This is a genomic window from Tsukamurella sp. 1534 (genome assembly GCF_000312385.1).
Lineage (GTDB): Bacteria > Actinomycetota > Actinomycetes > Mycobacteriales > Mycobacteriaceae > Tsukamurella.
This window is the reverse complement of record NZ_HE997627.1, coordinates 187,254-198,678: the sequence shown is the minus strand read 5'-3', so window position 1 is coordinate 198,678 and position 11,425 is coordinate 187,254. Positions and strand designations below refer to the sequence as shown.

12 protein-coding genes are annotated in these 11,425 nt (G+C 71.8%); 5 read left to right on the top strand and 7 right to left on the bottom strand.

Translation table 11 applies throughout. The features are described 5' to 3' along the window. Nucleotides 1-15: 15 nt before the first annotated feature. Entirely contained in the window at nt 16-282 is a 267-nt protein-coding gene (locus tag BN39_RS13315; RefSeq protein ID WP_019202908.1) for a hypothetical protein, read from the top strand. Continuing rightward, the gene (locus BN39_RS13310; RefSeq protein WP_019202907.1) at nt 279-854 is read left to right on the top strand and encodes a cysteine hydrolase family protein; all 576 of its coding nucleotides are present in this window, start codon (nt 279-281) and stop codon (nt 852-854) included. Before BN39_RS13315 ends, BN39_RS13310 begins: the two co-directional genes overlap by 4 nt. An 82-nt stretch (nt 855-936) precedes the next feature. Here the strand turns inward: BN39_RS13310 and BN39_RS13305 are convergent, their stop codons facing one another. From BN39_RS13305 to BN39_RS13290, 4 genes are read right to left on the bottom strand one after another with little or no spacing between them, the layout of a single operon-like run. Beyond that, the gene (locus BN39_RS13305) at nt 937-2,328 is read right to left on the bottom strand and encodes an MATE family efflux transporter (RefSeq protein ID WP_040767952.1); all 1,392 of its coding nucleotides are present in this window, start codon (nt 2,326-2,328) and stop codon (nt 937-939) included. After that, nucleotides 2,325-3,377, bottom strand: coding sequence for a PLP-dependent cysteine synthase family protein (locus BN39_RS13300; RefSeq protein ID WP_019202905.1), 1,053 nt, complete (start codon nt 3,375-3,377; stop codon nt 2,325-2,327). Before BN39_RS13300 ends, BN39_RS13305 begins: the two co-directional genes overlap by 4 nt. Next, complete coding sequence (locus BN39_RS13295) at nt 3,377-4,711, bottom strand: alanine racemase (RefSeq protein WP_237741694.1); 1,335 nt, start codon at nt 4,709-4,711, stop codon at nt 3,377-3,379. Before BN39_RS13295 ends, BN39_RS13300 begins: the two co-directional genes overlap by 1 nt. Nucleotides 4,712-4,740: 29 nt before the next feature. After that, nucleotides 4,741-5,706 (bottom strand): ornithine cyclodeaminase, encoded by a 966-nt coding sequence (locus tag BN39_RS13290; protein WP_019202903.1) that lies wholly within the window; start codon nt 5,704-5,706, stop codon nt 4,741-4,743. Nucleotides 5,707-5,979: 273 nt separating this feature from the next. On the opposite strand from BN39_RS13290, the gene BN39_RS13285 reads away from it, so the two are divergent. From BN39_RS13285 to BN39_RS13275, 3 genes are read left to right on the top strand one after another with little or no spacing between them, the layout of a single operon-like run. After that, nucleotides 5,980-7,164, top strand: a complete 1,185-nt coding sequence (locus BN39_RS13285; protein WP_019202902.1) for an ABC transporter substrate-binding protein — start codon at nt 5,980-5,982, stop codon at nt 7,162-7,164. Continuing rightward, a complete protein-coding gene (locus BN39_RS13280) occupies nt 7,161-8,243 on the top strand; it encodes an iron ABC transporter permease (protein WP_019202901.1) in 1,083 nt (360 codons plus the stop codon). The genes BN39_RS13285 and BN39_RS13280 overlap by 4 nt, the downstream gene beginning before the upstream one ends. Continuing rightward, nucleotides 8,240-8,995: an ABC transporter ATP-binding protein gene (locus BN39_RS13275; RefSeq protein ID WP_019202900.1), complete on the top strand. Its 756-nt coding sequence runs from the start codon at nt 8,240-8,242 to the stop codon at nt 8,993-8,995. Before BN39_RS13280 ends, BN39_RS13275 begins: the two co-directional genes overlap by 4 nt. Before the next feature lie 5 nt (nt 8,996-9,000). Here BN39_RS13275 and BN39_RS13270 read toward each other — a convergent pair whose 3' ends face one another. Genes BN39_RS13270 through BN39_RS13260 form a run of 3 tightly spaced genes read right to left on the bottom strand, consistent with a single transcriptional unit; the run spans nt 9,001 to nt 11,424 of the window. After that, complete coding sequence (locus tag BN39_RS13270) at nt 9,001-9,291, bottom strand: DUF1330 domain-containing protein (RefSeq protein WP_019202899.1); 291 nt, start codon at nt 9,289-9,291, stop codon at nt 9,001-9,003. 28 nt (nt 9,292-9,319) lie between these two features. Beyond that, a complete protein-coding gene (locus BN39_RS13265; RefSeq protein ID WP_019202898.1) occupies nt 9,320-10,792 on the bottom strand; it encodes a precorrin-2 C(20)-methyltransferase in 1,473 nt (490 codons plus the stop codon). Next, a complete protein-coding gene (locus BN39_RS13260) occupies nt 10,789-11,424 on the bottom strand; it encodes a precorrin-8X methylmutase (RefSeq protein WP_019202897.1) in 636 nt (211 codons plus the stop codon). Before BN39_RS13260 ends, BN39_RS13265 begins: the two co-directional genes overlap by 4 nt. Nucleotide 11,425: the final 1 nt, after the last annotated feature.

The window sequence follows — 11,425 nt, the reverse complement described above, 5'->3', positions numbered from 1 at the left end:
CTCTACGCTGAAGCGATGCGCACCATCATCATCGTGTCCCTCGGCGTGATCCTCGCTCTGGTCTTCCTGGCGATCGGTCGGTCGCAGAAGGCCGTCGGCGTGAAGCGGGCGGCGATCGCCTTCTGCGTGCTGTGGCTGCTCGCCATGATCGCCAACATGGCCGTCGGTGTCTCCCACGGCTACTCGTTCGGCGAGGAGTTCCCGATCCTGCTGCTCAACGTCATCCCGGGTGCGGCCGTCGCGCTCGGCGGCGCCTACCTGCTGGACCGCGGGAACTCATGACCGCCGCCGTCCTCGCACTGCACTGGCAGGTCAACGTCATCGATCCGGGCGGGTTCTTCGGGCCGATGCTCGCCGCGCCCGTCGCCGCGTCGGGGGTGGTGGAACGTGCGACACGGTTCCACGCGGAGGCGCCCGTCCCCGTCGTGTTCACGCGGTTCACCGTGCCCGAGGGCGAGGGCGACCTGGTGCGGAACACCGCGTTCATGACGGCCGTCGCCGACGCCCAGGTGTCCTTCCGCCCGGACGCGGACGGGGCGCGGATCATCGCGCCGATGCGAGAACAGCCCACCGTGGTCCTCGACAACCAGCGACTGTCCGGCCTCGCGGGCCCGGCCGCGGACTGGATCGCGGCGAACGGCGTCACCACGGTGTACATCACCGGCGTCGCCACCAACCTCACCGTCGAACAGACGGCCCGGCACGCGACGGATCTCGGCCTCACTGCGCACGTGGTGAGCGACTGCGTCGCCGCGGCGGACGAGACGGTCCACGCGGCCTCGCTGCGCAATCTCGACCTCGCGACCGCCGGCTGCCTCGCCGCCGCCGACGCCCTCGCCAGCCTCCGGCTCTGACGCCCGGCCCCCAGGGGGAGGCGAGATCCCCAGGGCCGGTGCCGTCTCCCTCTGACCCGGCCGGTGGGGAGGGTACGTCCCGCTAGGGCGTGTCGCCGGCGTGCAGCGACGCGCGGAAGCGGCGCGCGAGCAGGACGGCGGTCGCGGCGAAGCCGGCGCAGAGCCCCGTCCACACGCCCCATCCACCCCAGCCGAACGCGTACGCGCACAACGCCATCACCGGGACGCCGATCGCCCAGTACCCGATCAGTGTGCAGCGCAGGCCGGATTTCGTGTCGCCGAGCCCGCGGAGCAGCCCGACGAGGATGTTCTGCGTGCCCTTGCTGTACTGCTGGGCGACGGCGAACAGGAGGAGCGTGCCCGCGGTGGCGACCACGGCACCGTCCTGCTGATCGCGGAGGAACGGCCACAGCACGACCTGGGGCGCGACGACGTACGCCAGACTCACCACCGCCATGAACGCCCACGACAGCGTGAGCGCGCGCCGGGCGATGTCCCCGGCGAGGTTCTCGTCGCCGCGGCCCACCGCGCGGCTCACCAGGATCGACGATCCCTGCGAGAGGCCGATGTTGCACTGGTACACGATGTACGCCAACTGATTCGCGACGTTGGAGGCGGCCAGCATCGCAGGCCCGAAGGTCCCCATCATGAGGGTCGCGATCGAGGTGATCGCGGCCTCGGAGCCGTACGTGAAGCAGATCGGCGTCCCGTGCCGCACGATGTGGCGGACCACGGCCGGGTCGGCGCGCCAGGGAGCGAGGGAGACCATCGACCGCAGCACGGGGTCCCGGCGGACTGTCGTGGCGAACGCGGCCAGGGTGAACAGCTGCACCATCGTGGTCGACAGGCCGACGCCGGCGATGCCCAGCCGGGGCAGTCCCGCCCAGCCGTAGATGAAGGCTCCGTTGCAGAGGGCGTTCACCGCGATCGACACGAGCGTGACCGCGAGGAGCGACCCCGGCCGCCGCAGCCCGACGGCGAACTGTCGCAGGACGTTGAGCCACACCATGGGGAAGAGGCCGCCCGCGAGGGCGAAGATCATCGCCTGCGCCGACGTCACGATCTCGGGGCGCTGCCCCAGCAGCGGGAGGGCGAAGCCGATGCCGCACAGGACCGTTGCGCCGGCCGCCGCCGTCGCGGTGGCCACGAGGAGCGCCGATCGCAGCAGCGAGCGGATCTCGTCGCGCGCGGCATCGTCCACCTCGTCCGTGCCGGTCCGCGCCTCGCCGGCGCCCGCCGCCGCGGCGACGAGGTTCCCGACGCCGGTCACCATGCCGACGCACATCGTGCGGACCTGGTTGTAGAGCAGGATGGCGAGACCGCCCGCGGCGACGGCGGTCACGCCGAGCAGCCCCAGCATGGCGAGGTCGACGCTGGTCAGCGCCACCTGCGCCAGTTGGATTCCCGCGATCGGCGCGGCGAGGGCGGTCACCTCGCGATATCCGCCGACGGGTGGTGTGGCGGCCCTCGTCACGCACCCACCTCCACGAGGCGCGCGGACCCGTCGCGGGCCGCTGCCCGGACGGACTCGTCATAGGCGGCGAACCAGCGGTGGACCCGACGGTGCGCGAGCTCGTCGAACACGCCGCGCTCGCGGAGCCAGTCGTCGTCGTACACGGAGTCGAGGTACTTCTCGCCGGCGTCGTTGCAGAGGACCACCACGGTGCTCTCCGCCGGGAAGGTGAACAACCGCCGCAGCGCCACGTGGATCGCACCGCCGGTCGTGCCGCCCACGAGCACGCCGGTGCGGCGCGCCACGACCCGGGCCCCGGCGAAGGCGTCGGCGTCGGACACCCGGTGCGCTGCGTCGATCACGGAGCGGTCGATGTTGCTTCCCACCGGGAAACCGGCGGGACTCCCGGCGCCGGTCTGGTGGTAGAGGCCCGGTGGGCCGCCGAAGATGATCGACCCCTCCGGCTCGACAGCGACGGCGCGGGTCGCGTGCCCCGCCGAGCGCATCGCGCGGATGGTGCCGCAGAGCGATCCCCCCGTGCCGACGGCGGCGATCAGGGCGTCCACGGTGCCCAATTGCCGCGCGAGCTCGAACGCGAGCCCGGTGTAGCCGTTGGCATTGCCCGCGTTGTTGTGCTGATCGGGGTGGAAGGCGCCGGTCTCCTCGGCGATCCGGGCGGCCACCGCGCGCCGCTGTACCGAGGCCACGCCGCCGCCCGGCGGCGTCTCGACGAACACGAGCTCGGCACCGAGGGCGGTGAGCATCCGCAGCTTCTCGCGGGCCGCGTGCCGGTCCACCACCGCGGTGAACCGGTACCCGCGCTCGAGAGCGACGAGGGCGAGCCCGCATCCGGTGTTGCCCGAGGTGGGCTCGACGATGCGGCCACCGGGCAGCAGCCTGCCCTCCCGCTCCGCCTCGTCGATCATCTGCCGGGCCATCCGCACCTTGCAGGAACCCGTGGGGTTGAGATGATCGAGCTTGAGCAGCAGGCGCGTTCCCGTTCCGGTACGCGCGAGTTCGAGCAGGGGCGTGTCGCCGATGAGCTCGGAGGCGCGCTGCACGATGGACATCAGATCTCCTGGGTCGGATGATCGGTGTCGAGGCGCCAGCGGCCGCCGCCCTCGATCACCACTTTCGGGGGCAGTGGCAGCTGATGGAATCCACTCTCGTTCTTGTCCATCTGGTAGCCGGCGGTGTTGGGGTAGATCAGGAGGTCGCCCCTGCGCGGCACCCCCGGGACGGGGACGGCGCGCCACGTCAACACGTCGTACTCCATGCAGCTGGACCCCGCGATCGCAGTCCGCACCCCGGCGGATTCGGCTTCCGGCGGCGAACCGGGCGCGCGGACGAGGACGGGGTCGGGCAGGTACTCGCTGCCCTTCCACTGCTCGGACAGGCTCATCGACAGGCCCGCGACGGTGGTCAGCAGATGGTCGCCGTCGCTGGGCTTGCAGCCCAGGACGGGGAAGGCGGAGAACCCGGCGCCGTCGACCAGTGCCCGACCCGGTTCCAGCAGGAGCGAGACGCCGGCCTCGCGCAGGCGATGCGCGAGAGTCGCTCCGCCGCAGTCGTGTTCCAGGATCGCCGCGACCATCGCCGCACCGGTCGGCGCCTGGTGGTACGGGTAGGTCTTCGCCGGATTGCGGCCGGCGTGGAACCATCCGTCGTGCCGGTCCTGCTCGAACCGCTCCCACGCGTCGCGGGAGACGTACGAGCAGGCGATCCCGCCGCCGATGCTGATCCGGTCCGCCCGGTGTCCGAGCGCCCGGGCGTCCGCGCACGCGTCGATCAGGGCGGCGGCGAGCTCCGCGCGGGGCGCGGGCGCGTACCCGTCGAGGTGGAAGGAGAACCCCAGGAGTTCGACGGGGAGCTCGCGGCAGCGTCGCATCGCGGCGGCGAGATCGTCCGGCGCGAAACCGAACCGGGACGACGGGGCCGACGGTGGCCGCACCCGCAGCAGAATCCGCGCGGTCTCGCCGTGCGTCCGCGCCACGGCGCCGAGGCGCTCGAGTTCATCGGCCGCGTCGATCGCCAGGAGGCATCCGTGCCGCAGCGACAACCACATCAGGCCGTCGGGTTTGGCGGCGCCGGTCACGCCGATGTCCTCGCCCCGGATCCCGTTGCCGAGTGCCTGGACCAGTTCGGGAACACTCGCCACGTCGACTCCGGCGGACGGCCGGGCGCACTCCGGCAACCATGCCGCGGCCTTGTTGGCCTTCTTGCCGTAGTAGACGGTTCCCCGCACGTCGGCGTCCGCCAGCGCGGAGATCATCCCGGTGAGGTTGTCCGCGAACGTGGCGGGGTGGATCACGTGGAAGGGGCCTCCGCCCACGGCGCGCGCGATGTCCCACAGCGCGGGGGCCGCGCGGAGCTCGGCCGCCCAGGGGCGCTCGATCGCGGGCAACGGCGGAGAGTGGGCCGGGGCGGATCGGGTCAGGACCACAGGGCCACCTCGGTTCCGCGGCCCGCCGCGATCGCCCTGGTCGCGAGCGCGTGTGCCACCGGGATGTCCGTGATCACCATGCCGCTGCTGAACGCGAAGACCCGGTCGTCGTCCGACCGGCGTCCGGGCGCGCGCCCGGCGAGGATCTCGGGCAGCTCGGCGTCCAGCCGGTACTCGCCGTCGGCCCCCGCCATCCGCCGCCCCGTGACCTCCACCTGCGCAGCGCTCGTCGCCACGGTGTAGTCGGCTTCGGCGAGGGTTCCCTCCTGAACGCCCTTGCTCGCCACGGAGATCAGCAGGCCGCCCGGGGGCAGCCAGCCGAGCCGGATCTTCGGGTGCGCGGCGCGGCCCGACGCGGCGACCACGACGTCGGCGTCGCGCGCGGCGGCCTCGACGTCGTCGACGAGTTCGACCTCCTGGTCGGGGAAGTGCGCGGCCACCGCGGCGACGCTGTCGCGGATGCCGTCCGGATGAGTACCGAACAAACGGATTCGCTTGAGCGACCCCACGGCGCTGAGCAGGTAGGGGAGAGTCCTGACGCCCTGTACGCCGGTGCCCACCATGAGCGCCGTGTCTGCACCGGGCCGCGCGCAGCTCCGCGCGATGAGCGCCGTGCTGGCGGGAGTCCTCGTGGCGCCCACCCGTTGACCGTCCAGCAGCGCGAAGGGCGCGCCGGTGGCGTCGTCGTACAGGCTGATGGTGGTGTAGTACTTGTCCGCCGACGTGCCGCCCTGCCGGTAACTGGTCTTGAACGCCGCCTGCTCGAGCGAGCCGTCGTAGCCGAGCATCGAGTACGCGACCGAATCACGCTGCCGGTCCGGGAGATCCATCATCAGCTTGGCCGGATTCCGCGAAGCGCCGGCGGAGTACGCGAGGTAGCCGTCCTCCACCAGCCCGATCGCCTCGGCCGGATCGAGTTCGAGGTCCCGGAGATCACTGCGGGTGAGTATGTGCATACGTCGATCTCGGTTCGTCATATTAGGGAAACCTAGCCTTAAGCAGTCAGGTGTGGCAACATCAGGACGCCGGTGACTTTCGACACCAAACAGGCAGCAGCACAACGCTTTAGGGAACGTTTACGGAACCTTGACACGCGGACGCCGCCCGACCATCCTGCCGACTGTTGATAATGATTGTCAATACACTATGTTGTTAGCATCGGCGCGTTCGAAAGGTTCATAGGCTAGCCTTTCCAACTTTCCTGGCCTCGAACCGAGAGGAATCACAACGTGAAGAGTGCGATCCCCGTGGGGAATCGATCGCGGACCGCCATCGCCGCGACGCTGCTGGCGTTCGTCGTCGCCGTCACCGGATGCGGTGCCGGATCCCAGGATTCGGACCATCCGAAGCCGGAGGAGAGGAAGATCACCGATGTGCTGGGACGCACGGTGACGGTGCGGGCGCCGGCGGAGAGGATCCTGCTCGGCGGCCAGCGGCTGCTGTACACGACGGCCCTCCTCAACCGGGACGACCCCACTCGCAACGTGGTCGGCTGGCCGGACGATCTCGAGCAGAACGATCCGGACACCTGGGACCTGTACCGGAAGAAGTTTCCGCAGGCGGAACGCATTACGAAAACCGGTGAGGTGTGGGACGGTTCGCTCTCGGCGGAGCAGGCCCTCTCGGTGCGGCCCGATGTCTTCGTCGTGAGCGCGGCCAGCTTCAAGGCGGCGCAGAGCGCGGGGATCGTGGACCGGCTCGAACGCGCCGGCATCCCCACCGTGGTGATCGACTACTTCGTGGAACCGGTCAAGCACACCACCGCGAGCGTGCGGATCCTCGGCGAGCTGCTGGGCCGGCAGGCCGAGGCGGAGAAGTTCGCCGGCTACTACGACGCGAAGATCGGCGAGGTGCGCGAACGGCTCGCCCGGGCGAACGCTCCCCGGACTCCGACGTTCGTCTGGCGCGCGCCGGGGTACTACGACTGCTGCTCGACGTTCGCGCGGTCCAACCTCGCGGCACTGGTGACCGAGGCCGGCGGAGCCAACCTGGGCGATCAGATGATCTCGACCCCGCAGGGCACCGTCTCGCCGGAGGCGGTGATCCGGAGCAACCCGGACGTCGTGCTCGCGACCGGCGCGGACTGGGCGCCCGGGAAGTCGCCCGTCAAGCCCGGTGGGTACATCTCCCTGGGTTACCGCGAGACCGCGACCGCGGCCTCCGACCAGCTGCGGGTGGTGCTCGCCCAACAGCCCGGGTTCGGGGAACTGCGCGCCGTGCGCGACCGCCGGGCGTTCGGGATCTGGCACCACTTCTACGACTCGCCCTACAACTACCTCGGCGTGCAATGGATCGGGAAGGCCCTGCATCCGAACCTGTTCGGCGACGTCGACCCCGCGTCGGGGCTCCAGGAGCTGCACGAGAAGTTCCTGCCGATCCCGTCGAGCGGGACGTTCTGGACGGGACTCGGGTGACCGCCACGGCCGCTCCGGCGCCGCACCGCGATCGGGCCGGCGCGGGGGAGCGCGCGTACCGTCGCCTCGCCCGGCGACGGTGCGCGGTGGTCGCCCTCCTCGCCGTCCTCGCGGCGGCCGCGTTCTGCGCCGACATCGTGGTCGGCGGAGCCCAGATGCCGCTGGCCGACCTGGCGCACACGCTCGTCGCGCCGTTCGACGCGCGCGCCGTGGACCGCGAGGTGGTGTGGCAGATCCGGCTCCCCATGTCCGTGACGGCGGTGCTGGTCGGGGCGGCCCTGTCCGTCGCGGGTGTCGAGATGCAGACCATCCTCGGCAACCCGCTCGCGGAGCCCTACACGCTGGGAATCTCGGCTGCGGCCGGCTTCGGCGCCGCCCTGGTCGCGGTGCTGGGGGTGAGTGTCCTCCCGTTCGGCGCGAACCTCGGGATGGCGGCGAGCGCATGGGTTTTCGCGATCGGAGCCTGCGCTGCCATCCTCGTGTTCAGTCGCGTCCGCGGCGCCGGCGCGGAGAGCATGATCCTGCTGGGCATCGCGATCGTGTTCCTGTTCAACGCGTTGCTCGCGCTGATGCAGTACATCGCCTCGGAGGTTCAGCTGCAGCAGGTGATCTTCTGGACCCTCGGCAGCCTGGGCCGCGCGACGTGGCCCCAGCTGGGGCTGCTCGCCGGCCTGGTGGCGGTGGTCGTACCGCTCTTCTACCGCTCGGCCTGGACGCTCACCGCGTTCCGGCTCGGCGACGACCGCGCCGCGGCCCTCGGTGTGAACGTGGACCGCGTGCGGACCGCGTCGCTGATCGGGGTGTCGGTCCTCGCGGCCACGGCCGTCTCCATCGCCGGCACCATCGGCTTCATCGGCCTCGTGGGGCCGCACATCGCGCGGGCCCTGGTAGGGGAGGATCAGCGATTCCTGTTGCCTGCCTCGCTGTTCTCCGGCGCCGCGCTCCTGGCCGGCGCCTCGGTGATCAGCAAGCTGCTGGTTCCGGGCGTGATCGTCCCCGTCGGGGTGATCACGTCCCTGGTGGGCGTACCCGTGTTCCTGCTCGTGATCATGACCCGGCGACAGAGGAGCTGGACATGACCGCGGCGGTGTCGGTGACCGGCGTCGCGGTCCGCTACGGATCGACGGAGGTGCTGCGCGGTGTCACGCTGCCCCCGCTCCCGGCGGGCGAGGTGACGGCACTGGTGGGCCCGAACGGCGCCGGGAAGTCGACGCTGCTGCGGAGCATCGCCGGATTGCAGCGGCACACGGGCACGGTGACCGGTGAACAGCCGCTGTACCTCCCGCAGGATCCGCCGCCGCCGAGCACCCTCACGGTGTTCGAGGCGGTCCTGCTCGCGCTGCGCCGGCGTTCGTCGCTCCGCGTGCCCCGGGCGGACGGCAGGCGGGTGGCCCGGGTCCTCGACGATCTGGCGATCGCCGATCTCTCCACGCGGTCGATGGCCCGGCTCTCGGGCGGTCAGCGCCAGCTCGTGAGCTTCGCGCAGGCAGTGGTTCGGCGACCCGGTGCGCTGCTGCTCGACGAGCCGACCAGCAGCTTGGACCTGCACAACCAGCTCACCCTGCTCGGGGCCATCCGGCGCTACGCCCACGAGCGCCCGGCGACCGTCGTGGTGTGCCTGCACGATCTGGGGCACGCGGCGCGGTTCGCGGACCGCGTCGTCGTGCTGCGGGACGGCGCGGTCCACTCCACCGGCACACCGCAGGAGGTGATCACCGAGGCCATGCTCCGCGAGGTCTACCGGGTGGTCGGTTCGGTGATCCACACCGACGACGGGACGCCATCGATCGCGGTCAGCGGTCCGCTCGGCGACCACGCGCCGCACCTGTAGCCCGGTCAGGCCCCTTCGCTGATCCGGATCTCCCGGACGGCGCCGTCGCCGAGGGCGGCGAGGGCCTCCTGGTAGGCGGGCGAATCGTGCGCGGCCACGGCGGCCTCGAGGCTGTCGAACTCGATGAGCGTCGTCCGCTCCTCGAGCCCCGCCTCGTACGTGACTGACGGGAGCCCGCGGGCCAGGAAGCGCCCGCCGGCCGCGGTGATCGCCGGCCCGCCGAGCGCGGCGTACGCCGCGACCTTCTCGGGGTCGCGGATCTCGGTGTAGAACGCCATCCAATAGGCCTTGGCCATCGTGTGTCTCCTCGGGGTGGGGGTGGGGTCAGTAGCGGCGGGGGGTGTGCACGATGCGTCCGCCGCCGCGCTCGGTCACCTCGGTGCGTGAGGAGCCGACGATGAGTAGGCAGCGCATGTCCACGGAGGCGGGGTCGAGATCACCGAGGGTGGTGACGGTGACCGACTCCTCGGGCGAGCCCACGGCGCGCCCCACGATCACCACGGTGTCCGGCTTCCGCGATTCGAGGAGCACCTCGCGCATCCGCACCACCTGCGCGCGCCTCGTCTTCGACGCCGGGTTGTACACGGCGAGAGCCAGATCGGCTTCGCCGACGGCCCGCAGTCGCGCCTCGATCACGTCCCACGGCTTGAGGTAGTCCGACAGCGAGAGCATCGCGTAGTCGTGTCCCAGCGGCGCGCCCACGCGGCTCGCCACGGCGTTCGCCGCCGTCATGCCGGGCAGCACCCGCACGCGCACGCCGTCGAACGCCGGCTCGGCGGCGACCTCCGCGACCGCGGACGCCATGGCGAAGACACCGGGGTCGCCCGAGCTGACCACCGCGACGCGCGCACCGTCCGCGGCCAGTGCCAGGGCGTGCCGTGCACGCCCGGCCTCGACGCGGTTGTCCGAGGCGTGGATCCGCTGCCCGGGGCGGGGATGCACGCGATCGGTGTACGTCAGGTACCCGACGATGTCCGTGGCCTCCGCGAGCTCATGGCGCACCTCGGGCGTGGTCCAGGCGGAGTCGCCCGGCCCGAGGCCCACGACCACCACCTCGCCGTGCGGGGCGGGGGAGGGCGCGTTGAGCCGGCCCGGCACGAGCACCGTCGCGAAGTACGGGACGTCCCCGGCGGAGACGTCGTCCAGGGGGAGTACGCGCTCGTCCGCGCGGCTGGCGCGTTCGACGTAGGTGGCCGCGTCCGACCTGTCCGCGTCGTGCAGGGCGGCGGACACGGCGGGGAAGGTCCTGCCCAGCTTCATGATCGCCGCGGCGTCGGTGTCGGCGAGCCGCCGCCGGAGCTCGGGCTCGGGCAGCGTGCCGGGCAGCACGGTGAGGATCTCGTCCGCCTCGACGAGGGGCACTCCGGTGGCGGCCGCGGCGGCGCTGACGGAGGTGACGCCGGGCACGATGACGCACTCGAACCGGCCGGCGAGCCGCTTGTGCATGTGCATGTACGAGCTGTAGAACATCGGGTCGCCCTCGGCGAGCAGCGCGACGGTGCGGCCGGCGGCCAGGTGTTCGGCAAGTTGCTCGGCGGCCTCGGCGTAGAAGTCGTCGAGCGCACCGCGGTAGCCGCCCGGGTGGTCGGTGGACTCCGTGGTGATCGGGTACATCAGGCGCACCTCGGTCCGGCCTTCGTGCAGGTACGGAGCCGCCGACGCCCGCGCGTTGGAGCGGCCGTGCCGCGCACTGTGATACGCGATCACATCGGCCTCGCCGATGATCCGCGCCGCCTTGACGGTGACCAGCTCCGGATCGCCCGGGCCCACGCCCACGCCGTACAGCACCCCCGTCACAGTTCCTCCTCCCGCGCCAGCGCGTTGAGCGCCGCCGCCGTGATAGCGCTGCCGCCCCGGCGGCCGAGCACGCTGATGTAGTCGATCGCCAGCCCCGGCGCGTCCGCGATCAGGGCCTCCTTGGACTCGGCGGCACCGATGAACCCGACCGGGATCCCCAGCACCACCGCCGGCCTGGGCGCCCCGTCTGCCAGTAGATTCAACAGGTGGAAGAGCGCCGTCGGCGCATTCCCGATGGCCACCACGGCCCCGTCGAGCCGGTCGCCCCACAGCTCGACCGCCGCGGCGCTCCGGGTGGTACCCGACTGTGCGGCGAGCGCGGGCACCCGCTGATCGCGGAGCAGGCACAGCACCTCGTTGTCCGCGGGGAGCCGGGCGCGGGTCACGCCGTGCGCCACCATGTTCGCGTCGGTGAGGACGGGTGCGCCGGCGCGCAGCGCCGCGCGCCCTGCCGCGACGGCGCCCTCGGAGATCCGGATGTCCCGAGCCAGGTCCGTCTGCCCGGCGGCGTGGATCATGCGCACCGCCACCGTCTCCGCGTCGCCCGCGAGACCGGACAGGTCCGATTCGGCGCGAATGGTGGCGAACGACCGCCGATAGATCTCGGCGCCGTCGGTGAGGTACTCGTGCACG